Source organism: Isoptericola sp. Y541 (assembly GCF_059445465.1).
Map to the genome: position 1 here is coordinate 437,165 of NZ_JCAIUJ010000002.1, position 21,691 is coordinate 458,855.

Here is a 21,691-nt window from a genome sequence, read left to right on the forward strand (position 1 = left end):
GTCACATGGCCACGTCCGAGGGACTGAGCGCCGACGAGCGCGCGGCGGTCAAGCAGCGCGCCAAGGAACTGCGCGAGCAGGAGAAGGCGGGCAAGAACCGCGCCGCCGGCGAGCAGGCGGTGCGCGAGGCGATCGAGCCGCTCGAGGGGAGCGACCGCGACATCGCCGAGGGGATGTACCGGGTGGTCTCCGACGTCGCGCCCGGCCTCGTACCCAAGACCTACTACGGCATGCCGGGGTTCGCGAACGACGACGGCAAGATCGTGCTGTTCGTGCAGCCCGCCGCGAAGTTCGGCACCCGCTACGCGACGGTCGGCTTCGAGCCGACGGCGCCCCTCGACGACGGCGACTTCTGGCCGACGTCCTACGCCGTCCTGGCCTGGACCCCGGAGTTCGAGAAGACGTTCTCGGCGCTCGTGCGCGCCGCGGCCGGCTGACCCGTCGCCCTCGTCCGGGCTCAGCGCACCTCGGCCCGCACGAGCTCGGTGACGCCGCGGGCCTCGAGAGCCGCGGGGTCGGCCGCGGTCGCGCTCGTCACGACGGTCACGTCCCCGCCTCGCTCGCGCAGGTCGTGCCAGAGCTCGAAGACGGCGCCGCCAGGGCCGAGCGACGGCCGCGAGAGCGGCAGGTCCGCGCCGTCGACGTCCACGACCACGCCGACCGTACGCGGCTGCACGAGCGGCAACGCGCCGCGCCGGGCCTCCGCGACGACCTCGGCGAACCGGCGGCCGAGCGGCTTCACCCGGTTCTCGGTGTCGAGCAGGCCGAGCGAGTACTCGAGGTCCTTGTAGTCGGCGAGGTCGCGCGTGACGTCGTGCGAGCACCACCACGTGACGGCGAACAGGTCGCTCGTCGTGAGGGCTGCCTCGATCGTCCGGGAGCAGAACTCCGGCATCTCGGCCTCGGCGAGGTTCATCGACGGGGCGCCGACCTCCTGCAGCCACACCTGCCGGCCCGGGTCGGTCGCGAACGCCTTCGACAGCTCGATCATCCACTCCGCGTGCCGCACCGACTGCGGCGACAATGCGCCGTAGCGCGTGGCCGTGCCGTTGAAGATCCAGGAGTGCACGGTGGTCATGTCGCCGAGGCGGGCGGCGTGCTCGGGCAGGAACGAGTGGTTGTCCCAGTACCAGAGGTGGTCGTTCTCGCTGTGCACGACGACGTGGCGCGGGTCGCGGTCGCGCGGCGCCTCGAGCAGCGAGCGCAGCCAGTGGGTCACCTGGTCGGCCGTGGCGGGCATCGCCGCGGGGTTCGGCTCCAGGAACTGGTTGAGCTCGTTGCCGAGGGTGAGGCCCAGGAAGTTGGGGCGGTCGCGCACGGCGTCGTAGACGGCGGCGACGAGGGCGGCCTGCGCGTCGATCGCGCGCTGGTCGGCGAACATGTTGCCGTCGTGCCAGTTCACGAGCCAGGCGGGGACGAAGTCGAAGCCCGACATGTGCCCCTGGATGACGTCGACGGCGACGTCGAGGCCGAACTCGGCGGCGACGTCGGTCACGAGCGCGATGTCGTCGAGCGCGCGCCGCCGGATCAGCGTGCGGTTCGGCTGGAGCTCCGGCCACAGCGGGAAGACCCGGACGTGGTCGACGCCGAGCCCGGCGATCGCCTCGAAATCGGCGCGGACGACGTCGGGGTCGACGGCCATCCACTGGAACATCCAGTCCTGGGACGGGGTGTAGTTGACGCCGAAGCGCGGCACGGTCGAAGTCAAGGGGCTTCCTCGCTGTCTCGGTGTGGCAGGTCTCGGTCTGGCAGGTCTCGGTCTGGCAGGTCTCGGTGGTGCGGGGGTCGTCACCGGCGAGCCGGCGCCGTCGACTCGCGCACGACCAGACGGCGTCCGCTGACGGTCTGCGACGCGGCGTGCTCGCCGCGGACGAGGCGTTCGAGCAGCGCGACGGCGGTGCGCGCGCTCTCCTCCACGGGGGCGTCGAGGGCCGTGAGCCGGGGCCGCACGAGCGTCGAGACCCAGGAGTCCTCCCAGGCCACGACGGACAGCTGCTCGGGCACCCGGACGCCCACCTCGGGCGCGTGTGCGACGATCTGGGCGGCGATCGACTCGCTGTCCACGACGATCGCGGTGGCGGCGCCGAGCCGACCGAGGAGGTCGGCGACCGGGTCGTGGGCCGCCGGGTCCCACGCGGCGAACGAGGCGTCGATCCCCTGCTCGGCCGCGGCGCGCGAGAAGCGCTGGTCGCGGGACCGCGTGTGGGCCAGGCCGGGGGCGTCGGTGACGCGGGCGACGCTGCGGTGGCCGAGCCCGGCGAGGTGGTCGAGGACGGTGGCGAACGCCGTGTCGTCCTGCACCGTGACGGCCGGGACGTCGTCGTCGACGGGCGCGCCGAGCAGCACGGCGGGGGCGCCGAGGTGCTCGACGAGCCCGAGCCGCGGGTCGTCGTGGCGCACGTCGACCAGCAGGAACGCGTCGACGCGCTGCTCGCCCCACCACTGGCGGTAGACCTGCGCCTCCTCGTCGGCCTGCACGAGGGTCAGCGAGAGGGACCAGCCGATGTCCGCGAGCGGCTCGGTGAGGCCGGCCAGCAGCCGCATGAAGAACGGGTCGCGGCCGGAGGTGTCGCTCGACCGGGCGATCACGAGGCCCAGGCTCCGCCCGCCCTGGCCGGAGACCTTGCGGCTCGCGTAGTTGGGCCGCCAGTTGAGCTCGTAGGCCGTCGCCTCGGACACGTAGGGCCGCCCGTTGAATGCGTGCGACGCCGCGGAGGGCGAGACGCCGGCGCGGCGGGCGACGTACGAGATCGTCACGCGTTTCGGGCTCGTTGCGGTCATGGTGCGTCCGACAGTAGCTACAACCCGGTGCTGCGCGGGCTGCCGTTCGGCACGGCGCACACCCCCGGGATCACGACCGCCGTGCGCGAGGCCACATCGGTCCGGCGGACGCACTGACCGCCTCGCCTTCCCCGTGACGCTGGCGCACCGGCCGTGGCGCGAGACCGGAGCCACGGAGGTCTTCGACGGGCGCGCGCACCGCGTGCTGCGCGCCGTCGTGCGCCTGCTGCGCACCGAGCAGCGGCACGACGCGTCGCCGTACCGCTTCTCCCGCGACACGACCATCCCCACCGAGACGCTCGCGCGTGAGGGCCGCGGCACGCGCGTCGGGTTCACCGGCATGACGTGGAGCGCCTTCCGCCCGTCGGACGACGCCTGCACGTTCGGCTACAACGTGCCGGCCAACCTCTTCGCCGCGCAGGCGCTGCGAGGCGAGCGGCGTCGGCAGCCCGCACACGGAGGCCGGCCGCGTGTGGCCCATCGCGCTCGCCGTCGAGGGGCTGACCGGCACCCCCGAGGATCGCGTGCGCCTGCTGCGGCTGATCGCCGACACCGACGGCGGGACCGGCCGCGTGCACGAGAGCTTCGACCCCTCCGACCCGACGGCCTACTCCCGGCCCTGGTTCTCGTGGGCCGACTCGATGTTCTGTGAGCTGGCCCTCGCCGTGGCCGAGGACGGCCGGCCGGCCCTCTAGCGTGCTGTGCAAGGTAACTGCTACCTTGTGATGCATGGTACCGACTCCGGACATGGTCCTCACCCAGCTCCGCAAGGGAGTCGTGGAGTACTGCGTCCTGGCGTGCCTGCGCACGGCACCGGCATACGGGCTCGAGCTCGCCGAACGCCTCGGCGACGACCGGACCCTGCTGACCAGCGAGGGCACGCTGTACCCCCTCCTGTCCCGCCTACGGCAGCAGGGCTGGGTCACCACGACGCAGGTCGCATCCGCGGTGGGCCCCCCGCGCCGGTACTACGAGCTCACGGCCGAGGGGCGGGCGGCACTCGAGACCTTCACCGCCACGTGGGCCAGGTTCACCGCAGACGTCCACACGACCCTGGAGACCTGATGACCGCATCACCCGCCTTCCCGCCGCTGGTCGAGGCCTACCTCGCCGACCTCGACCGCGCCCTGTCGGCCGCCGACCCGCGCGAACGTGCGGAGACCCTGGCCGCGGTGCGTGAGCACGCGGCCGAGTCCCTCGCCGCGCACGGCACGGACGACGACTCCGCCCGCCGCGTGCTCGACGAGCTGGGCCCCGTCGACGCCATCGCCGCCGAGGCGACGCCCGCCACGCCCACGCTCGCGGCCTCCCCCGCCGCGCCGGCCCCCACGCCTGTCGCCGACGTCTGCCTCCTGGTCCTCTCCATCGTCTCCCTGGCGACGTACATCGTTCCCGTCCTGGCGGCGGCCACGGTCGTCTGGGCGATCTTCAGGCTCCGCGCCGGCGCGGGGAACCGTGCCCTGCAGCGGTTCGCTCTCGTGCTCGGCGCCATCACGCTCGTCGCATCCGCTGCCCTCTTCGTCTCCCACGTCCTCGCCGCTGGATAGCCGGGGCCCGGCCCGGTGGCCCGGTGGCGGCGGGCCGCCGCAACGACCTCCGGCATCGACGAGTACCTGCTGCTCGAGAGCGACACCCTGGGCCGCATCCTCGCGCGCGCCGGGCTGTCGGCGGAAGAGCTCACGGCGATCGCCGACACCAACCGCCGCATCGCCGAGCGGGGCGCGAACGGCTGACGCGGAGGGCCCCGTCGAGGCTGCCGACGTGCGTGCACACCACTCTTGCAGTGTCCTGGACCCAGGAGGCATGTCGCGGTAGCGGCGCGGTCGAGGTTGCACCGTGTCGGCGGGCGGGCCTCTGACTGCGGCGTCCTGAGCGGAAGGGTCGGCGGCTTCGGCCGCTACCGGTCAGGTCGACCACCCAGCGAAGCGAGGAGGAGTCGATGTCCAATCCGATGACGTGGTTGGGGCGTCAGGCCCGACGCGGCCTGACCGATCTTCCGCGCAACGTCCTGTGGGTGCTGGACGTGGCCGTGAAGGACCCGGTCAAATCGGCCGGCCACACCGCGCAGTCTGCGGGTCACAGCCTGCAGACCGCCGGGCAGCATGCCACGACGACCCTCGCGGACGCCAACCCGTTCGCCGACGGCTCCGACAGCCGGCTGAACCGCGTGGACGCGGCGATGGAGCGCGCGCACGAGCTCGAGACGCGCGCCCACCAGGCGGCCACGAACGCGAAGGAGCAGGCGGACGCCGCGAATGCCGCGGAGGTGGAGGGCGACCGGACGATCTCCGCGGTGCGCGACGAGGGGGACCGCAAGGTCGCCGAGGTGGTCGCGGACGCGCAGCGCGAGGCCGACGACTACGTCGCGGCGAAGCGGAACCAGGCGGAGCAGATCGCCGCCCGGCAGGTGGCCGCGGCGAAGGCTGACGTCGACAAGCGTCTGGAGAAGGCCCACGAGCAGGCCGAGAAGGCTCGCGCGCAGGCCGAGCAGGCGATCGAGCGTGCCCGTCAGCAGATGACGCGGGCCCGCGAGATGGCCGAGGAGGCGGCGGTGGCCGCACGCCAGGCGGCCGACGAGGCGCGTGCCCGGGCCGAACGCCTGGCGGACGAGGCCAAGGAGGACGCCCAGCACGCCCAGAAGAAGGTCTACGAGGCCGAGCGGCGACGGAAGGCGATGGCGTCGGAGGGGCAGCAGCTCGGCGCCGACGCCGACATCGACCCGTTGGACCTCGACGACCTGACCAAGGCCCAGCTGCTCGCCCTCGGGACGGAGATGGGCCTGGACCTCAACTCGTCCATGCGCAAGCCGGAGCTCGTCGCGGCGGTCCGCAAGGCACGCGGCTGACCACGATCGGAGACGGGAGCACCATGTTCACGATGTTCCGCAAGAAGTCGTTCATCGACCGGGTGGGCGCGGCGCTGGGCCGCAAGCCGAAGCACTCCGGCACCACGTCGGTGCGGTCCGGCCTGATCACGCTCGGGTCGGTGGTGGGGGTGACGGCGATCAGCGCGGCCGCGTCCGCGATCCGGGAGCGGAAGCACCGGGAGGACGAGGATGATCGGGAGTAAGACGCTCGGCCGCGCGATCTTCTTCGGCCTGGGCTACCTGGCCGGGACCCGCGCCGGCCGGGAGCGGTACGCCCAGATCGAGGCGGCCGCCAGGGCGGCCATCACCAGGCTCCGCGAGCGCTACGACGAGTCCGACGGAGTGTCGTCGTCGAGGACACCGACGACGACGACGCCGGACGCGTCCGACCTGTACCGCGACATCAAGCTCGGCGAGTAGCCAGGCGACCATGCTCATCAAGGTCCACCTCCTGGCACGCCTGCTCCGCATCCCCCTGCTGAGGGTCGAGGGAGTGGTCGCCATCAGCGACACGGACGGGCTGGGTGCCGGGGGCGGCATACCTCTCGGCATCGCAGACCTCGGCGCCGCAGGTCTCGGCACACCCGCGGACACCCGTGCCGGCCACGCCCCGTCCCTTCAGGGCGGGCCGGCCACGACCACGGCATTCGGCCGGAACCTGGCCGCCGCCGAGCACATCATGGCCGAGCTCTCTCAGCCCGATCAGCCCGACCGACCGGGCAAGACCACTGTCCCAGCGACGAGACGGAAGGCGACCACGACGAACTAAGCAACCCGATCCTCGACGCGGACCGGCCGAACCCGGACGTCGTCCGCGTCGGCGACGACTGCTGGCTGATCGCGTCGAGCTTCGACCGCGCCCCCGGGCTTGGTGACGGCCTCCATGGCGGTCGCCTCGTCCAGCACTTCCAGCAACCGGCGCGCGTAGGCGCGGGGGTGGCTCAGGTTGCCGTTGTGCCCGCCCGGGAAGAGCCGGACCGGGCCGGCGACGCGGGAGGCGAGCGCCTCGGCGCAGCGGCGGTCGAAGACGTCGCCGGAGGTCGCCTCCCCGGCCGCCGGGACCACCCGGGTGCGGAGCCCCACGAGCCGTGCCGGGTCGAGGCGGTCCTCGATCGCGGCGGTGAAGTCGTGGTGGATGAAGTGATCGAAGTTCGCGGCGCGGGCAGCATCCATCGGGAAGGGGGTCAGGTCCCGCTCGCTCTGCGACCCCGACGGGTCGATCCCCAGAGACCGCACGATGGCCGGGAGGGCGCTCGTGAGCCCGCCGGACCGGTACGCCTCCTGGATCTCGGCGAGCTCCCCGCGGTGCTGCTGCGCCTCGTCGTCCGGCAGCAGCCACGGTGCGATCGGCTCGTGCGCGACGAGGGTGCACAACCTGCCGGGCCGGGCAGCCGCGAGGTGCAGGCCGATCGCCGCCCCGAGGCTGCAGCCGAGCATCATCGCCGGCGCGTCGGTGACGTGCGCGAGGAGCCGGTCGAGGTCGTCGGCGTGGTCGGCGATCGCCGCTCCCCCGCGAGGTTCGTGGGGGCGGCTGCGGGACAGGCCCCGGCGGTCGTAGGTGAGCACGGTGAAGCGATCCGTCAGCCGCGGGACGAGGTCCGCGGTGCGGTCCGCGTCACCCTCCCCGCTCTGCGAGATCACCAGCAGCGGGCCGGACCCGACCGTCTGGAAGTGGATGCTGGCCCCGGGTACCTCGATCTGTGACATACGGGGAGATTACATCGTGTTCGATGCATCTTGCTAGATGTATCTCGAGTAGGCTGCCGGGATGAACGGAGTCGACCTCTTCCTGCTCGGCCGCGCCCTGATGAAGATCGGGGAGAACGCCCTGCCGGAGCCGCCGGGGGACGAGGCGAGCCATCCCGGCAGCGCGCGCGCAACCCTGATCGTCGCCGCGGACGTCGCCGAGCACGCCAGCTCGACCGTCGGCGAGATCGCCGCGCACACGGGCCTCCCCCAGAGCCAGGTGTCGACGGCGGTCGCTCGGCTCCGCGCCGCCGGCGCCGTGCGGACGGAGAGCGACCCGGCGGACCGCCGGCGCACCCGCGTCACCCGCGAGCCCGGCGCCTCGACCCGGCTCGCTGAGATCCGGTCGACGTCGGTCGTCCCCGCGCTGGCCCGCCACCTGGGCACCGACCAGAAGGACGCCGCGCACGTGGCCGCCCTGCTCGACGAGCTCGGCGGCGCCCTCCTGCCCGGTCGCATCCCCAATGGTGATGTGGCCCGCTGAACCATTGACGCGGGCGGTGGTGCCGTCGAGGCGTGCGGCTCACCGGCGACGACGGCTGGCGCCCGTGGCGTCGCTGGCCGACCACCGGTGTGTGGGCGTGAGAACGGGGTGATTTTCGCGGAGATTTGCCCCCTTCTCGCGCCCACAACGAGGGTCGCCCGCCCGCGCGCGCACCGGGCTCCCGGGCAGTAGGCTCGACGCCGAGCAGGGGCTGCACCGGCCCGGAGCGAGACTCGGGCGACGGACGCCAGGCGGCGGAGTCGCAGGTCAGGCGTCCCCCGAGGCAGCAGTCGCAGGACGACGGACACGACGTGGCGCCCCGGCGCCCGGGGGGCGGCGATGGGGCGGACGGTGGGTCGGGTGAGCCCGATCGAGGGGATGCCTCCCGAGCGGCTCGCCGTCATCGGGTCCTGGACGCTCGGCACGGCCGACGACATCGCCGACGTGCGCGCGGAGCTCGAGTGCCGGCTGACCCGCCACGGCGTCACGACCCGCGTGGAGCCCACGGACGACGTCGGCGGACTGACCGGCAGGCAGCGCATGGTGCTCGTCGCGAGCGAGCTGGTCGCGAACGCGCTCGAGCACGCCCGCCCGCCCGTCACGGCTCGGCTGCTGTGCGACGGGAGCGTCGCGGTGCTCGACGTCGTGGACCGCAGCCCGGAAGCACCGCCGGTCGTGCCCCTCGACCGGGAGCCCGGCGAGGGCGGGCACGGCCTGCGCCTGGCCAAGACCGTCGCCGACTGCGTCGGCTGGTACCGCACCGGCGGCGAGAAGCACGTCTGGGCCCAGTTCGCCATCCCCGTTCCGGCGCGCGTCGCGGCGCCCGACGGCGTGCCCGCCGGCGTGCGGACGGGCGGCGGGGGCTACCGGGGCCTGTAGCGCTCCGGGGTGAACGCGGCGGCCACGAGCGCGCGCAGCTCCTCCAGGTCGCCGTGCACCAGCCCGCGGGCGCGGGCCTGGACCAGCAGGTTCCCGATGGCGGTCGCCTCGACCGGCCCGGCCACCACCGGCAGCCCGGACCGGTCCGCGGTCGCCTGGCACAGCAGCGTGTTCTGCGCGCCGCCACCCACCACGTGGATGGTCGACACGGCGCGCCCGGCGAGCCGGGCCGCGGTGTGGACGGCGTCCGCGAACGCCTGCGCGAGGCTCTCCACGATGCTGCGCACGAGTTCGCCTCGCGTGGCGGGCACGGGCTGGTCGTGCTCGCGGCACCACTCGGCGATGCGCGCGGGCATGTCCCCCGGCGGCAGGAACCGCGGGTCGTCGACGTCGAAGTCGGTGACCGGGGCGGTCACGTGCGCCGCCTCGGCGAGCAGCTCCTGCAGGGTGCTGGACCGCTGCGCGGCCGTCGACTCGCGCTCCCAGGCACGGATCGACTCCGACAGCAGCCACAGCCCCATGACGTTGTGCAGGAACCGGGTGCGGCCGTCGACGCCGCCCTCGTTGGTGAAGCCGGCGAGGCGCGCGTCGTCGGTGAGCACCGGGCCGTCCAGCTCGAGGCCGACCAGGCCCCACGTGCCGCACGAGACGTACGCGACGTCGCGGTCCGTGGCCGGCACCGCGACGACCGCGGAGGCGGTGTCGTGCGAGCCGACGGCCGTGACCTCGAGCGCCCGGCCCACCACCTGGGCGACGTCGGGAGAGAGGCTGCCCAGAGACGTCCCGGGGTCGACGAGCCGCGGCAGGATCGCCGCCGGGATGCCGAGCGTGTCCGCCAGCGCGGTGTCCCACTCCCCCGTGCGGGGGTCGAGCAGGCCCGTGGTGGACGCGTTGGTGCGCTCGGCCACCTCCGCCCCGGTGAGCCAGTGCGCGAGCAGGTCGGGCACCAGCAGCATCCGGTCGGCCAGGCCGAGCAGCGGGCCCTCGGCGGCGAGCTGGAACACCGTGTTGAACGGCAGGTGCTGCAGCCCGTTGCGGCGGTAGAGCGCCGCGGCGTCCAACTGCGCGTGCACCCGCTCCACGCCCGCGGCGGTGCGCCCGTCCCGGTAGTGGTACGGCACGCCGAGCAGGCGGCCGTCGCGCAGCAGCCCGTAGTCCACGGCCCACGAGTCGATCCCGACGCCGAGAATCTCCCCCGGCGCCTCCCGCTCGGCCGCGGCGAGCCCTTCGACCACCTGCCGGTACAGCTCCAGCAGGTTCCAGTGCAGCCCGTCCGGCGTGCGGACCGGGTCGTTCGCGAACCGCGCGACGTGCTGCAGCCGCATCCTCTGCCCGCGGCGCCCTGAGCCTGCGCCGTCCTGAGCGTGTCGAAGGGTCGAAGGGAAGTGGCCCAGGATGACCCGGCCGCTCGTGGCGCCGAGGTCGACGGCGGCGAGCGTGCCCGACGCCCTCACCGACGTCACCGCAGGAATGCCTGCGCCACGCCCGCGTCGACGGGCACGTGCAGGCCGGTGGTGTGGGAGAAGTCCGAGGTGCACAGCGCGTAGACGGCGTTCGCCACGTGCTCGGGCAGCACCTCGCGCTTGAGCAGGGTGCGCTGGGCGTAGAACTCGCCGAGCTTCGACTCCTCGATCCCGTAGGTCTTGGCGCGGTTCGCGCCCCAGCCCGAGGCGAAGATGCCGGACCCGCGCACGACGCCGTCGGGGTTGATGCCGTTGACCTTGATGCCGTGCTCGCCGAGCTCGGCCGCGAGCAGCCGCACCTGGTGTGCCTGGTCGGCCTTGGTGGCCGAGTAGGCGATGTTGTTGGGCCCCGCGAACACGGAGTTCTTCGACGAGATGTAGACGATGTCGCCGCCGAGCCGCTGGTCCACAAGGATCCGCGCCGCGTTCTTGGCCACGAGGAACGAGCCCTTGGCCATGACGTCGTGCTGCAGGTCCCAGTCCGCCTCGGTGGTGTCGAAGAGCGACTTGCTCAGCGACAGGCCGGCGTTGTTCACGACGATGTCCACGCCGCCGAAGGCCAGGACGGCCTCGCGCAGCGCGGCCTGCACCGCAGCCTCGTCGGCGACGTTGGCCGCGAGCCCGACGGCGACGTCGGTCGAGCCGAGCTCGGTGGCCGCCGCCTGCGCCTTCTCGAGGTCGAGGTCGGCGACGACGACGCACGCGCCCTCGGCCGCGAGGCGGGTGGCGATGGCCTTGCCGATGCCCGACGCCGCGCCGGTGACGAAGGCGATGCGGGTGGCGAGCGGCTTGGGCTTCGGCCTGCGCTGGAGCTTGGCCTCCTCGAGCGCCCAATACTCGATACGGAACTTCTCCGACTCGTCGATCGGGGCGTACTGCGAGAGCGCCTCGGCGCCTCGCATCACGTTGATCGCGTTGACGTAGAACTCCCCCGCCACGCGCGCGGTCTGCTTGTCCGCGCCGTAGGAGAACATGCCCACGCCGGGCACGAGGACGATTGCCGGGTCGGCGCCGCGCATCGCGGGCGGCTCCTCGCCCCGCGAGCGGGCCTCGGCGGCGCCCCGCTCGTAGTAGGCGGAGTAGTCCGCGCGGTAGGCCTCGTGCAGCCGCGGCAGGCGCTCGACGATCTCGTCGACCGTCGCCGTCGCGGGCAGGTCCACGACCAGCGGCTTCACCTTGGTGCGCAGGAAGTGGTCGGGGCAGCTGGTGCCCAGCGCCGCCAGGCGCGGGTGCTCCGTGCCCGCGAGGAAGTCGAGCACCACGTCCGCGTCCGTGAAGTGGCCGACCTGCGGCCGGTCCGCCGAGGCGACCGCGCGCAGGTGCGGCGCGAGGGCCGCCGCCTTGGCGCGGCGCTCAGCCTCGGGCAGTGCGCCGTAGCCGCCGAGGGCCGGGCCGAACGGCGCCGGCTTTCCGTGCTCGGCGATGTATGCGGCGGCGGTCTCGATGATCCACAGCGAGTTGGCCTCGGCCTCCTCGGACGTGGCGCCCCAGGCGGTGATGCCGTGCCCGCCGAGGACCGTGCCGACGGCGTCGGGGTGGGCCGCCTTGATCGCAGCGATGTCGAGGCCGAGCTGGAAGCCGGGCCGGCGCCACGGCACCCAGACCACCTTGCCGCCGAAGATCGTCTGCGTGAGCTCCGGGCCGTCCGCGGCGGTCGCGATCGCGATGCCGGCGTCCGGGTGCAGGTGGTCCACGTGCGCCGCGTCGACCAGGCCGTGCATGGCCGTGTCGATGCTGGGGGCGGCGCCGCCCTTGCCGTGAAGGCAGTAGTCGAACGCGGCGACCATCTCGTCCTCGCGGTCCACGCCCGGGTACACGTCGACGAGCGCGCGCAGCCGGTCGAGGCGCAGCACCGCGAGGCCCTTCTCTGTGAGGGTGCCGAGGTCGCCGCCGGAGCCCTTGACCCACAGCAGCTCGACGTCCTGCCCGGTGACCGGGTCGGTCTCCGTGCCCTGGGCGGACGTGTTGCCGCCGGCGTAGTTGGTGTTGCGCGGGTCGGCGCCCAGGCGGTTCGACCGCGCGACCAGGGAGGCGACGGTGTCGTTCGTCATCGGATGCTCCGGTTCGTGGTGCTGGGAGGTCGTCGACCTCACGGGAGGATGTCGGTAGTGAGCTCGGTCGTCAGCCAGGCCGCGAGGCGCGCGATGCTGCGCGCGCAGCCCGGGTCGGCGGGTTGGTTGAGGTGGCCGTGGTAGGTGCCGTCCTCGCGGACGACCATGACGTCGACCCCGGCGGCGACGAGCTCGGCCGCGTAGGCCTCGCCGCCCGCGCGCAGGGCGTCGTGGTCGGAGTTCACGACCAACGTGGGCGGCAGTCCGCGCAGGTCGTGGCCGCCGGGGAAGGCGTACGGCGACGTGGCGGGCCCGTCGTGGCCGAGGTAGTTCGCGTTCATGGTCCGGACGGCGTCCGGCTCGAAGTTCCGCTCCGGCGGCAGCACGGCGATCTTGGCGGCCAGCTCGGCCGTGAGCTCGGGCAGCACCTGGTGCGTGACCGGGTAGGCGAGCACGACGCTGCGGGGGGTGGTCGCCGCGGCTCCCCCCTGCCCGAGCGGCACGGCGCCGCGCCGTCTTGAGCCTGTCGAAAGGTCGCGCAGGCGCAGCGACGCCCCGGCGGCGAGGTCGCCGCCGGCGCTGGCTCCGCCCAGCGACCAGCGGCCGGCGGGGACGTCGAGGTCGGCGGCCTCCCCGCCCGTCGCCCAGACGAAGGCGAACGCGACCTCCTCGGACGGCACCGGGAAGCGGACGCCGTCCGTGCCGGGCGCCGCGGCCGGGTCGCGGTAGTCGATGGCGGACACCAGCCGGTACTCGACGCTGACCACGGCGACGCCCGCGGCGGCGAGCCCCCGCGCGACGCCGTCGGCCTCGTGCATGTCGAGATCGCCGTGCGCGAACGCGCCGCCGTGCGCCCACACGAGGCCCGCGACCGGCGTCGCCCCGGGCCGGTAGACGCGCACCCGCAGGTCGCCGTGCGGGCCGTCGAGCACCCGGTCGGCGACCGTCACGGCCGCGCCGTCCTTCGACGCGGCCGCGACGGACGTCGTCGTGGTCATCGTCAGGCGCCCCAGCCCGCCTGCTGGCCGCCCACGCGCTCCGCCGCGATCTGCTCCGCGTAGCCGGAGGCGGCGAAGGCCCGCATCGGGTCGGCGGCGAGCCCCTGCTCGGTGCGCAGGTCGGCGAGCAGCCCGCGGACGTCCGTGTTGTAGGCATCCATGAGCACGCCGTTGGCGTCGAGCACGTCGCCGGAACGCTGTGCCGCGTCGAGCTCCTCGGCGTCGACGAGCAGCGCCTTGGCCGTGGCCTCCTGGACGTTCATCACCGAGCGGATCTGGCCGGGGATCTTCTCCTCGATGTTGTGGCACTGGTCGAGCATGAAGTTCACCCCCGACTCCGGGCGCAGCGCTTCGGCCTGCACGATCTCGTGCATGATCCGGAACAGCTGGAACGGGTCCGCGGCGCCGGCCATGAGGTCGTCGTCTGCGTAGAAGCGCGAGTTGAAGTCGAACGCGCCGAGCCGGCCCTGGCGCAGCAGCTGGGCCACGATGAACTCGATGTTGGTGCCGGGTGCGTGGTGGCCGGTGTCGAGGACCACGTTGGCCTTCTCGCCGAGGGCGAGGCAGTGCAGCAGCGAGGTGCCCCAGTCCGGCACGTCCGTGTGGTAGAACGCCGGCTCGAAGAACTTGTACTCGAGCACCATGCGGTGGTCGTCGTCGAGCTCCGCGTAGATCTCCGCGAGCGACTCGGCGAGCCGGTCCTGGCGGGCGCGGATCGAGTCCTGCCCGGGGTAGTTGGTGCCGTCCGGCAGCCAGACCTTCAGCTCCTTCGACCCCGTGGCCCGCATGACGTCGATGCACTGCACGTGGTGGGCGATCGCCTTGCGCCGCACCGCGGGGTCGATGTGCGTGAGCGAGCCGAGCTTGTAGTCGTCGTCCTGGAACAGGTTCGAGTTGATCATCCCGATCGTCACGCCCTGCTCCTTGGCGTGCCGTGCGAGGTCGGAGAAGTCGTCCACCAGGTCCCACGGCACGTGCAGCGACACGCGCGGGGCGATGCCGGTGTACGCGTTGACCTGCGCGGCGTCCGCGATCTTCTCGTACGGGTCGCGCGGCGTCCCCGGCGTGCCGAAGACCTTGAACCGGGTGCCCGAGTTGCCGAACGCCCACGAGGGCAGCTCGATGGCCTGCTCGCCGAGGGCCTTGCGCAGCCGTGCGTCGAGCACGGGCGTCGTCGCCGTCATGTCTCCTCCTCGTCCGCGCTCCCTCGCGCGATGATGGTGCGGGCGTCGTGCGTCCCGCGCTTTGAATCGTTTCATAGCCTAGGTGCGCGCCGAGGCCGCGTCAACCGACCGCCGGGTTCGAACCCACGCTCCCGAGTTGTCAGGGCCAGGACCGGGTATACGGGTTCGTGGCCCTGACAACTCCCGCGGCCAGGAGTTGTCAGGGTCAGGAGCGCATATACGTCGACGTGAGCCTGACAGGTCGGCGGTCAGTCGGCGCGGCGGGCGGCCCCGAGCTGCGACTCGAGGTGGAAGACCTCCTCGAGCTGCACGAACCCCTCGTCCGGGCGGCCGTCGGCGGGCTCGAAGAAGTCCTTCATCTGCGCCTGCCAGCGGTCGTTGATCTCGCGCGCTCCCATGTCGCGCTGCGCGCGCTCGTAGTCGTCGGTGCGCAGGATGCCGACGAGCAGCCCGTCGGCCCCGAGGAACAGGCGGTAGTCGTGCCAGCCGGTCTCGGCCAGCGCCTCGAGCATCTCGGGCCAGACGGCGACATGGGCCGCGCGGTACTCGTCGAGGCGGTCGCGCCGCACCCGGGACACGAAGCAGACGTGCGTCGTTGCCGCGTCGTCGATGAAACGGTTCATACGATGAACGTAGCAAGCCCGTCCGGCGCACAGGAACCTCTACCCTGGAGCCCAGGCGCGACGAGGCGCCCTAACCCGAGGAGCACAGATGACGACGACCGCCCGCCGCCGCCGCGCGTCGATCAGCGATGTCGCGCGCCTGGCCAAGGTGTCGGTCGGCACCGTCTCGAACGTCCTCAACCGCCCCGACCGCGTCTCGCCCACCACCCGCGAGCGCGTGCTCGCCGCCATCGACGACCTCGCCTTCGTCCCCAACGGCTCCGCCCGCCAGCTGCGCGCCGGCACGATCACGACCGCGGGCGCCATCGTGCTCGACGTGTCCAACCCGTTCTTCACCGACGTGGCCCGCGGCATCGAGGACCGGCTGGAGGAGGCCGACTACACGCTCATGCTCGCCAGCTCCGACGAGAACCCGGAGCGCGAGGCGCGCTATCTGCGGCTGTTCGAGGAGCACGGCGTGCAGGGCGTGATGGTGGTGCCGTCCACCCCGGACGTCGAGCACCTGGAGACGCTCCGCGCGCGCGGGCTGCGGGTGGTGCTGCTGGACCGCCCCTCACCCGTCGACACGCTGTCGTCGGTGGCCGTCGACGACCGGGCGGGCGCCGGCGCGGCCGCCCGCCACCTCGTCGGCCTCGGGCACGAGCGCATCGCGTTCCTCAACGGCGCGCACACGATCCGCCAGTGCGCCGACCGCAGCGAGGGCCTGCGCGACGCGCTCGTCGACCTCGGGCTCGATCCCGGGAAGGCGCTCGTCGAGGTCACGATCTCCACGCTCAACGCGGACGGCGGGCAGGCCGGCGCCGAACAGGTGCTCGCCCTGACGGACCGCCCCACCGCCACGATGTGCGTCAACGACCTCACGGCCCTCGGGGCGCTGCGCAGCCTGCGCGCCGCGGGTGTGCCCGTGCCCTCGGGCATGGCCGTCGTCGGGTACGACGACGTCACCTTCGCCGGCGAGCTCGCGACGCCGCTGACGTCCGTGCGCCAGCCCACCCACCAGCTCGGCCACCGCGCCGCCGACCTGCTGCTCGACCCGGACGACTCCGTGGAGCAGGTGACGTTCCAGCCCGAGCTCGTGGTGCGGGAGTCCACCACCGGCGTCGGCTGACACCTTCGACCGCTGCCGAACAGGCAGTTGCGCGCGGATTGAGCCCCGCCCCCATTCCGTGCACAACTGCCCGTTCGGCGCCTGGACACGGGCAGCAAGCGCTTCTCGGTTACATCGATTCAATGGCAGACTCGTGCCATGCGACGACGCACCACACCGGAGTCCTTCGACCCCGCCCAGGTCCGCCCATGGAACGCCGGCATCACCGGCCTCGGCTTCGGCGGCGACTACAACCCCGAGCAATGGCCGCAGGATGTGCGCCTCGAGGACCTCGAGCTCATGCGCGAGGCCGGCGTCACCGTGCTGAGCGTCGCGATCTTCTCGTGGGCCACGATCGAGCCACGCGAGGGCGAGCTCGACTGGGCCTGGCTCGACGAGACGATGGACCGCCTGCACTCCGCCGGGATCCAGGTGGCACTCGCCACCGCCACCGCGTCGCCCCCGCCGTGGCTGACGCGTCGGCACCCCGAGATCCTCCCCCGGCTCGCCGACGGGACGGTGCTGCACCAGGGCGGCCGCCAGTCGTACGCCGTCACGCACCCCGTGCACCGCGACTACGCGCTGCGCATGACCACCCGCATCGCGGAGCGCTACCGCGACCACCCGGCGCTCGCCCTGTGGCACGTGGACAACGAGATCGGCTGCCACGTGCCGCGCGACTACTCGGACGCCGCCGCGACGGCCTTCCGCGAGTGGTTGCGCGAGCGCTACACCACGGTCGACGCGCTCAACGAGGCGTGGGGCACCGCCTTCTGGTCGCAGAGCTACGGGTCGTTCGACGACGTGCTGCCGCCGCTGACCGCGCCCACCTTCGCCAACCCCACCCAGCAGCTCGACTTCGACCGGTTCTCCTCCGACGCGCTGCTCGACTACTACCTCGACCTGCGCGACACCCTGCGCGAGATCACCCCGCGCGTGCCCGTCACGACCAACCTCATGGCCCACGGCACCACCAAGGGCATGGACTACTTCTCCTGGGCGCCCGAGCTCGACGTCGTCGCGAACGACCACTACACGGTCGCTGCCGATCCCGACCGGCACGTCGAGCTGGCGTTCTCCGGTGACCTGGCGCGCAGCATCGCGGGTGGCGACCCGTGGATCCTCATGGAGCACTCGACGTCGGCGGTGAACTGGCAGCCGCGCAACAGTCCCAAGCAGCCCGGCGAGCTGCTGCGCAACTCGCTGCAGCACGTGGCCCGCGGCGCGGACTCGGTGATGTTCTTCCAGTGGCGCCAGTCGAGGGCCGGCGCCGAGAAGTTCCACTCGGCGATGGTGCCGCACGCCGGCCGCGACTCCGACGTCTGGCGCGACGTCGTGACCCTCGGCCGCGCGCTGCGGGCGGTCGGCGAGGTGCGCGGCTCGCGCGTGCGCTCGCGCGCCGCCGTGGTCGTGGACTGGCCGTCGTGGTGGGGGTCGGAGCTCGACTCCCACCCGTCGCAGGAGCTGCGCTACATGGACCAGGTGCAGGCCTGGTACCGCGCGTTGTGGCGGCTCGGCGTCACGACCGACCTCGTGCCGCCGGGCGCCGACTTCGACGGCTACGACCTCGTCGTCCTGCCCACCACCTACCTGGTGAGCGACGCCGACGCCGCGAACGTGGCCGCCGCCGCCGAGCGGGGCGCGACCGTCGTCGTCACGTACTTCTCCGGCATCGTCGACGAGAACGACCACGTGCGCCTCGGCGGCTACCCCGGCGCGTTCCGCGACCTGCTAGGCGTGCGCACGGAGGAGTTCGCCCCGCTGCAGGAGGGCGAGACCGTGCGCGTCGTGGGCAAGGCCGTGGGCGGCGAGTCCGTCGCGGACCTGTGGACGGAGAAGACCCGCGTCGCGGAGGGCACGGAGGTGGTGGCGTCGTACGAGGGGGGCACCCTCGCGGGCAGGCCGGCGATCACCCGGCGCGAGGTCGGGGCCGGCCGCACCTGGTACGTCGCGACGCGGCTCGACGAGCAGGGCCTCGGCGCGCTGGCCGAGCGGCTGGTGGCGGAGGCGGGCGTGGGCCCAGACGTCGTGGCGCCGGCGGGGGTGGAGGTCGTGCGGCGGTGGTCGGACGACGGCGCGACGTCGTGGCTCTTCGCGATCAACCACACCGACGCCGAGGCGACGCTCGGCACCGGGGGCGCTCCCGTGACGGGCACCGAGCTGCTGAGCGGCGACGCGGTCGAGGGCACGCTCGTCGTGCCGGCCGGCGCGGTGCGCGTGGTGCGGGTCGTCTGACCCTCGACGGATAATTCCCGTGCGCTTCGCGCACCCGACGCGTAGAGTGCACGGCGATGGGCACTCTGTGAGCACACCGGCGCCGACGCGTCGAGCAGGTCCGGAAGGACCGCTCCGCGTCGGCGTTCGTGCGCCCACCACCGATCACGGTCGTCGATGCCGACGACGGAAGGAGTCCCGCCCATGGACCCGTCACAGCTCACCCTCACCGACATCACCCTGCGCTACGCCGACCGCGTGGTGCTCGACCGCCTGTACCTGACCGTCTCGCCGGGCGAGCGTGTCGGCGTCGTCGGCGACAACGGCTCCGGCAAGAGCACCCTGCTCGGCGTCGTCGCCGGCACGCTGGAGCCGCAGAACGGCACCCGCACGGTGCACGCGCCGGGCGGCACCGGCTACCTGCCGCAGGTGATCGGGCTGCCGCCCGCGAGCACGGTCGCCGACGCGATCGACCACCTGCTGGCCGACCTGCGCAGCCTCGAGGCGCAGATCTCCGCGCTCGAGCGGACGCTCGGCTCGCTGGACGGGGACGCGCTGGACGACGCGATCCGGCGCTATGGCGCCCTCACCGCGCGCTTCGACGCCCGCGACGGGCACGGCGCGGACCACCGGGTCGACGTCGCGCTGCACCGCCTCGGTCTGCCCGGCCTGGACCGCGGGCGGCCGCTCGGCTCGCTGTCGGGCGGGGAACGCTCCCGGCTCGCGCTGGCGGCGACGCTCGCCGCCGACCCGGAGCTGCTGCTGCTCGACGAGCCGACCAACGACCTCGACGACGACGCCCTCGACTGGCTGACGGACCGCCTGCGCACCCACGACGGCACCGTCGTCGCCGTCACGCACGACCGCGCCTTCCTGACCGCCCTCACGACCACGCTCGTCGAGGTCGACCGCGGCATCGCGCGCCGGTACGGCGCCGGGTACGCGGGCTACCTCACGGCCAAGGACGCCGAGCGCGAGCAGGCGCGGCTCGCGTACGAGCGCTGGCGCGCCGACCTCGGGCGTCAGCGAGGGATCGCCGACGCCAACGCGGAGCGGATGGGCCAGATCCCGCGCAAGCTCCCCATGGCCTCGTTCGGTTCGGGCGCGTTCCGGTCACGCTCACGCACCCACGGCGCCACCGGCCGCATCCGCAACGCCAAGGAGCGGGTGCGGCGGCTGACCGAGGACCCCGCCGAGCGACCCGCCGAACGCGCGGAGTTCCGGACCGACGTCGCCACCACGCCGGCCGATGTCGACGGCGCCGCGCCCCGCCGCGGGGCGGTCGAGCTCCGCGACGTCGAGGTGCGCCGGCGCCTCGCCGTCCCGCGGCTCACCGTGGCCCCGGGCGAGCACGTGCTCGTGACCGGCGCGAACGGCGCGGGCAAGAGCACACTGCTGGGGCTGGTGGCGGGCGAGGTCGCGCCCGATGCCGGCACGGTCCGCGCCGAAGGGGAGGTCGGGCACCTGCGGCAGGCGGGCGCGTTCACCGCGCACGACGCGCGCACGGTGCTGCACGGCTTCGCCGCCGGCCGGCCCGGCGACTTGGAGGAGCACGCGGAGGCGCTGCTCGCGACAGGCCTGTTCCGCCCGGAGGACCTGCCCCGCCCGATCCGGGAGCTGTCCCAGGGGCAGCGGTCCCGGCTCGAGCTCGCACGGATCGTCACGACCACCACGGACCTGCTCCTCGTGGACGAGCCGACCAACCACCTCTCGCCCGACCTCGTCGAGGAGCTGGAGCGCGCGTTCACCGCGTACGAGGGGACGCTCGTGCTCATCTCGCACGACCGCACGATGCGCGAGCGGTTCCGCGGCCGGCGGATCGTGCTCGACGGCGGCGTGATCGTGGCGGACACCGGCAAGGCGCGGTCACTTCCTCCGAGGGACCCACGTGTGGATCGCTCGCCCGGGGGGGTGTGAGCTGCCGGTTGGTCGCGGCCACACGGAGCGCGAGGCCACGCTGCGTCACGTGGCCTCGCATCTCCCGGTGGGCTCAGCTGCCGCCGACGACGAGGCCCCGCTGCCAGGCGGACAGGTCGGCAACCTTGTCGGCGAGCGCACCGGCCGCGTCACGGTCGGAGATGAGCGCCCTGGCGAGCCGCTCGGCGACGCGCAGGTGCCGCAGGGCGGTGGCCCGGTCGCCGTCGTCCGCGACGGCCTCGGCGGCGTCGAGGCGTGCCGTCACCTGCCGCACGGCGACGACGTCGCGCACGGTGTCGGTGGGCAGCGCGGAGACGAGCTCGTCGACCTCGCCGAACGTCACGCAGTCCCCACCGCCGCTGACCCGGCCGGCGGTCCACTCGATGCCGCGCAGCACCATCGTGAGGAAGGCGTCGTCGGTCCATGCCTCGTCGACGTGGCCTGCGCCCTGGTGCCAGGAACGGCCGCCCTCGAAGTTCTGGCACCACGCGATCGGGTGGTCGTCGCCCATGGAGCCGCCCGAGTAGGTGGACTCGTCGAGGGTCTGCAGCACCTGCACGTCGCCGCGCGGGTTGAGCGTGTAGTTGTACCACTCGTCCCAGCGCTCCCACTCCAGCGGCACCCCGGCCATGGACGGGTGGGCGGCGTTCTCCACGCGCATGGTGGCGGTCTGCTGCTGCGGGTGGTTCTGGAACCGGGCGCCACCGCCCATGAGCTGGGTGAACCAGCCGGAGGTGTGCATCGTGTCGGTGGCGGCGTGGATGCCGACGACGCCGCCCCCGGCGTGCACGTAGCCCTGGAGCGCGGCGAGCTCGCTGTCGTCGAGCAGGCGGGGCTGGTCGGGATCGAGGCTGTTCGTGTTGTCCACCGGCGAGACGAAGACGATCGACGCGTACTGCGCCAGGTCCTCGGGGCCGGTGAACGGCGTGGAGTCCATCGTCAGGTCGGGCTGGCCGGGCGAGCCCGGGCCCCACCAGCCGGCCGAGTCGTTGGGCGGGTCCCACACGTCGACCGTGAAGTCGTGCTCGGCGCCGAGGTCGATGAGGGCGTGCGTGGTGTCGTCGATGTGGGAGTGGCGGAAGCCGAGGGTCTTGCCCACGACGAGGATCTTGTCGTCGTCGTCTGCGGTGGCGGCCGGCGCCCCGGCGACCAAGCCCACGCCGAGCGCGGCGCTGGTGGCGACGACCGCGGTGCGACGCGCAAACGATGCCTGAGGACGGGTGAGGGATGCCTTCGAACGAATGCTCATGACGCTCCTTTGCGCATGCAGCTGACGTGGCCCGCCCAACGTAGCGCGTGGAGCGCCGATCGTCGCCAAGAGCTGTCGTCCCGGACGCTCGCCGACCCGGCGACCGGGTCGGCGAGCGGGTTGCTCAGGACCAGCACCTCGGGGCCGGC

The 21,691-nt window shown here is 73.3% G+C and carries 23 protein-coding genes and 1 pseudogene; 15 read left to right on the top strand and 9 right to left on the bottom strand.

The features are described 5' to 3' along the window. The first annotated feature begins 5 nt into the window (after positions 1–5). Positions 6–437 carry a hypothetical protein gene (locus tag AC1C2V_RS06785; RefSeq protein WP_495388821.1) on the top strand — a complete coding sequence of 144 codons (432 nt, stop codon included), beginning with the start codon at positions 6–8 and terminating at the stop codon, positions 435–437. Between the two features lie 20 nt (positions 438–457). On the opposite strand, the gene AC1C2V_RS06790 is transcribed toward AC1C2V_RS06785, so the two are convergent. Then, complete coding sequence (locus AC1C2V_RS06790; RefSeq protein ID WP_495388822.1) at positions 458–1,708, bottom strand: glycoside hydrolase 5 family protein; 1,251 nt, start codon at positions 1,706–1,708, stop codon at positions 458–460. 80 nt (positions 1,709–1,788) lie between these two features. Further along, positions 1,789–2,781, bottom strand: a complete 993-nt coding sequence (locus AC1C2V_RS06795; RefSeq protein WP_495388823.1) for a LacI family DNA-binding transcriptional regulator — start codon at positions 2,779–2,781, stop codon at positions 1,789–1,791. Between AC1C2V_RS06795 and AC1C2V_RS06800 the strand changes: the two are divergent. The 9 genes and pseudogenes from AC1C2V_RS06800 to AC1C2V_RS06840 all read left to right on the top strand — a co-directional run. Next, positions 2,780–3,197, top strand: a pseudogene (locus tag AC1C2V_RS06800) (glycoside hydrolase family 125 protein); the annotation flags it as partial. The gene AC1C2V_RS06795 and the pseudogene AC1C2V_RS06800 sit on opposite strands and share 2 nt — an antisense overlap. Before the next feature lie 54 nt (positions 3,198–3,251). After that, a complete protein-coding gene (locus AC1C2V_RS06805) occupies positions 3,252–3,476 on the top strand; it encodes a glycoside hydrolase family 125 protein (protein ID WP_495388824.1) in 225 nt (74 codons plus the stop codon). 34 nt (positions 3,477–3,510) lie between these two features. Continuing rightward, entirely contained in the window at positions 3,511–3,846 is a 336-nt protein-coding gene (locus AC1C2V_RS06810) for a PadR family transcriptional regulator (protein ID WP_495388825.1), read from the top strand. Then, a complete protein-coding gene (locus tag AC1C2V_RS06815) occupies positions 3,846–4,328 on the top strand; it encodes an HAAS signaling domain-containing protein (RefSeq protein ID WP_495388826.1) in 483 nt (160 codons plus the stop codon). Before AC1C2V_RS06810 ends, AC1C2V_RS06815 begins: the two co-directional genes overlap by 1 nt. A gap of 15 nt (positions 4,329–4,343) precedes the next feature. Further along, positions 4,344–4,514 carry a hypothetical protein gene (locus AC1C2V_RS06820; RefSeq protein ID WP_495388827.1) on the top strand — a complete coding sequence of 57 codons (171 nt, stop codon included), beginning with the start codon at positions 4,344–4,346 and terminating at the stop codon, positions 4,512–4,514. Positions 4,515–4,720: 206 nt separating this feature from the next. Next, entirely contained in the window at positions 4,721–5,626 is a 906-nt protein-coding gene (locus AC1C2V_RS06825; RefSeq protein ID WP_495388828.1) for a Rho termination factor N-terminal domain-containing protein, read from the top strand. A 23-nt stretch (positions 5,627–5,649) separates the two neighbouring features. Further along, the gene (locus AC1C2V_RS06830; RefSeq protein WP_495388829.1) at positions 5,650–5,850 is read left to right on the top strand and encodes a hypothetical protein; all 201 of its coding nucleotides are present in this window, start codon (positions 5,650–5,652) and stop codon (positions 5,848–5,850) included. Continuing rightward, positions 5,837–6,067, top strand: coding sequence for a hypothetical protein (locus AC1C2V_RS06835; RefSeq protein ID WP_495388830.1), 231 nt, complete (start codon positions 5,837–5,839; stop codon positions 6,065–6,067). Before AC1C2V_RS06830 ends, AC1C2V_RS06835 begins: the two co-directional genes overlap by 14 nt. 10 nt (positions 6,068–6,077) lie before the next feature. Beyond that, complete coding sequence (locus tag AC1C2V_RS06840; protein WP_495388831.1) at positions 6,078–6,416, top strand: hypothetical protein; 339 nt, start codon at positions 6,078–6,080, stop codon at positions 6,414–6,416. On the opposite strand, the gene AC1C2V_RS06845 is transcribed toward AC1C2V_RS06840, so the two are convergent. Beyond that, positions 6,413–7,354 (bottom strand): alpha/beta fold hydrolase, encoded by a 942-nt coding sequence (locus AC1C2V_RS06845; RefSeq protein WP_495388832.1) that lies wholly within the window; start codon positions 7,352–7,354, stop codon positions 6,413–6,415. The two genes, AC1C2V_RS06840 and AC1C2V_RS06845, sit on opposite strands and share 4 nt — an antisense overlap. A 61-nt stretch (positions 7,355–7,415) precedes the next feature. Here AC1C2V_RS06845 and AC1C2V_RS06850 point away from each other — a divergent pair, with 61 nt between their 5' ends. Together AC1C2V_RS06850 and AC1C2V_RS06855 are read left to right on the top strand one after the other, a co-directional pair. Further along, positions 7,416–7,877 carry a MarR family transcriptional regulator gene (locus AC1C2V_RS06850; RefSeq protein WP_495388833.1) on the top strand — a complete coding sequence of 154 codons (462 nt, stop codon included), beginning with the start codon at positions 7,416–7,418 and terminating at the stop codon, positions 7,875–7,877. 360 nt (positions 7,878–8,237) lie between these two features. After that, entirely contained in the window at positions 8,238–8,756 is a 519-nt protein-coding gene (locus tag AC1C2V_RS06855; RefSeq protein WP_495388834.1) for an ATP-binding protein, read from the top strand. Here the strand turns inward: AC1C2V_RS06855 and AC1C2V_RS06860 are convergent. From AC1C2V_RS06860 to AC1C2V_RS06880, 5 genes are all read right to left on the bottom strand, one after another. After that, the gene (locus AC1C2V_RS06860) at positions 8,741–10,210 is read right to left on the bottom strand and encodes a rhamnulokinase (protein ID WP_495389133.1); all 1,470 of its coding nucleotides are present in this window, start codon (positions 10,208–10,210) and stop codon (positions 8,741–8,743) included. The two genes, AC1C2V_RS06855 and AC1C2V_RS06860, sit on opposite strands and share 16 nt — an antisense overlap. A gap of 5 nt (positions 10,211–10,215) precedes the next feature. After that, a complete protein-coding gene (locus AC1C2V_RS06865; protein WP_495388835.1) occupies positions 10,216–12,270 on the bottom strand; it encodes a bifunctional aldolase/short-chain dehydrogenase in 2,055 nt (684 codons plus the stop codon). Positions 12,271–12,308: 38 nt separating this feature from the next. Further along, positions 12,309–13,268: an alpha/beta hydrolase fold domain-containing protein gene (locus AC1C2V_RS06870; protein WP_495388836.1), complete on the bottom strand. Its 960-nt coding sequence runs from the start codon at positions 13,266–13,268 to the stop codon at positions 12,309–12,311. Positions 13,269–13,270: 2 nt separating this feature from the next. Further along, a complete protein-coding gene (gene rhaI, locus AC1C2V_RS06875) occupies positions 13,271–14,452 on the bottom strand; it encodes an L-rhamnose isomerase (RefSeq protein ID WP_495388837.1) in 1,182 nt (393 codons plus the stop codon). A gap of 248 nt (positions 14,453–14,700) precedes the next feature. Next, entirely contained in the window at positions 14,701–15,075 is a 375-nt protein-coding gene (locus AC1C2V_RS06880) for an L-rhamnose mutarotase (protein ID WP_495388838.1), read from the bottom strand. An 88-nt stretch (positions 15,076–15,163) separates the two neighbouring features. On the opposite strand from AC1C2V_RS06880, the gene AC1C2V_RS06885 reads away from it, so the two are divergent. The 3 genes from AC1C2V_RS06885 (at position 15,164) to abc-f (ending at position 20,293) form a co-directional block, all read left to right on the top strand. Continuing rightward, a complete protein-coding gene (locus AC1C2V_RS06885; RefSeq protein WP_495388839.1) occupies positions 15,164–16,183 on the top strand; it encodes a LacI family DNA-binding transcriptional regulator in 1,020 nt (339 codons plus the stop codon). Between the two features lie 138 nt (positions 16,184–16,321). Then, positions 16,322–18,397 (top strand): beta-galactosidase, encoded by a 2,076-nt coding sequence (locus tag AC1C2V_RS06890; RefSeq protein WP_495388840.1) that lies wholly within the window; start codon positions 16,322–16,324, stop codon positions 18,395–18,397. A 183-nt stretch (positions 18,398–18,580) separates the two neighbouring features. After that, on the top strand, positions 18,581–20,293 hold the full coding sequence (gene abc-f, locus AC1C2V_RS06895) for a ribosomal protection-like ABC-F family protein (protein WP_495388841.1): 1,713 nt from the start codon (positions 18,581–18,583) through the stop codon (positions 20,291–20,293). A gap of 73 nt (positions 20,294–20,366) precedes the next feature. Here the strand turns inward: abc-f and AC1C2V_RS06900 are convergent, their stop codons facing one another. Next, positions 20,367–21,542 (bottom strand): ThuA domain-containing protein, encoded by a 1,176-nt coding sequence (locus AC1C2V_RS06900; protein WP_495388842.1) that lies wholly within the window; start codon positions 21,540–21,542, stop codon positions 20,367–20,369. Positions 21,543–21,691: the final 149 nt, after the last annotated feature.

What these genes read in the sequence shown, in the direction of transcription:
- AC1C2V_RS06785 (WP_495388821.1), top strand. Translation starts at nt 6, where the DNA reads ATGGCCACGTCCGAGGGACTGAGCGCCGACGAGCGCGCGGCGGTCAAG.
- AC1C2V_RS06795 (WP_495388823.1), bottom strand. Translation starts at nt 2,781, where the DNA reads ATGACCGCAACGAGCCCGAAACGCGTGACGATCTCGTACGTCGCCCGC.
- AC1C2V_RS06810 (WP_495388825.1), top strand. Translation starts at nt 3,511, where the DNA reads ATGGTACCGACTCCGGACATGGTCCTCACCCAGCTCCGCAAGGGAGTC.
- AC1C2V_RS06815 (WP_495388826.1), top strand. Translation starts at nt 3,846, where the DNA reads ATGACCGCATCACCCGCCTTCCCGCCGCTGGTCGAGGCCTACCTCGCC.
- AC1C2V_RS06825 (WP_495388828.1), top strand. Translation starts at nt 4,721, where the DNA reads ATGTCCAATCCGATGACGTGGTTGGGGCGTCAGGCCCGACGCGGCCTG.
- AC1C2V_RS06830 (WP_495388829.1), top strand. Translation starts at nt 5,650, where the DNA reads ATGTTCACGATGTTCCGCAAGAAGTCGTTCATCGACCGGGTGGGCGCG.
- AC1C2V_RS06835 (WP_495388830.1), top strand. Translation starts at nt 5,837, where the DNA reads ATGATCGGGAGTAAGACGCTCGGCCGCGCGATCTTCTTCGGCCTGGGC.
- AC1C2V_RS06840 (WP_495388831.1), top strand. Translation starts at nt 6,078, where the DNA reads ATGCTCATCAAGGTCCACCTCCTGGCACGCCTGCTCCGCATCCCCCTG.
- AC1C2V_RS06845 (WP_495388832.1), bottom strand. Translation starts at nt 7,354, where the DNA reads ATGTCACAGATCGAGGTACCCGGGGCCAGCATCCACTTCCAGACGGTC.
- AC1C2V_RS06850 (WP_495388833.1), top strand. Translation starts at nt 7,416, where the DNA reads ATGAACGGAGTCGACCTCTTCCTGCTCGGCCGCGCCCTGATGAAGATC.
- AC1C2V_RS06865 (WP_495388835.1), bottom strand. Translation starts at nt 12,270, where the DNA reads ATGACGAACGACACCGTCGCCTCCCTGGTCGCGCGGTCGAACCGCCTG.
- AC1C2V_RS06870 (WP_495388836.1), bottom strand. Translation starts at nt 13,268, where the DNA reads ATGACCACGACGACGTCCGTCGCGGCCGCGTCGAAGGACGGCGCGGCC.
- rhaI (WP_495388837.1), bottom strand. Translation starts at nt 14,452, where the DNA reads ATGACGGCGACGACGCCCGTGCTCGACGCACGGCTGCGCAAGGCCCTC.
- AC1C2V_RS06880 (WP_495388838.1), bottom strand. Translation starts at nt 15,075, where the DNA reads ATGAACCGTTTCATCGACGACGCGGCAACGACGCACGTCTGCTTCGTG.
- AC1C2V_RS06885 (WP_495388839.1), top strand. Translation starts at nt 15,164, where the DNA reads ATGACGACGACCGCCCGCCGCCGCCGCGCGTCGATCAGCGATGTCGCG.
- AC1C2V_RS06890 (WP_495388840.1), top strand. Translation starts at nt 16,322, where the DNA reads ATGCGACGACGCACCACACCGGAGTCCTTCGACCCCGCCCAGGTCCGC.
- abc-f (WP_495388841.1), top strand. Translation starts at nt 18,581, where the DNA reads ATGGACCCGTCACAGCTCACCCTCACCGACATCACCCTGCGCTACGCC.
- AC1C2V_RS06900 (WP_495388842.1), bottom strand. Translation starts at nt 21,542, where the DNA reads ATGAGCATTCGTTCGAAGGCATCCCTCACCCGTCCTCAGGCATCGTTT.